The 275-nt window shown below is 46.2% G+C and carries 1 pseudogene; it reads left to right on the top strand.

The features are described from left to right. A pseudogene (locus AB4585_RS26385) lies at positions 1 to 275 on the top strand (ATPase P); the annotation flags it as partial.

Below are 275 nucleotides of genomic sequence, written 5' to 3'. Positions count from 1 at the left end.
AGCAATACCTGTACAAACTCGGTATTGCGGGACTGGCAACCATGCAGGTCATGATGTTGGCCGTGGCTTTGTATCTTGAGGTGTTTGGTAACTTAGAGCCTGAATTTAAACACTATTTCCGAATTGTCAGTCTAATTTTCGCAACTCCCGTTCTGCTGTATTCTGCTCTGCCCTTTTACATGAATGCGTGGCGAAGCCTAAAAGCCAGAACGCTCGGCATGGACGTCCCCGTTTCTATCGCCTTAATTTTTGCGTACTTCGCAAGTTTAATCGCT

Origin of the sequence: Vibrio sp. 10N.222.49.C9, from assembly GCF_041474985.1 — a bacterium.
Lineage (GTDB): Bacteria > Pseudomonadota > Gammaproteobacteria > Enterobacterales > Vibrionaceae > Vibrio > Vibrio crassostreae_C.
This window is presented reverse-complemented; position numbering and strand designations above follow the sequence as displayed.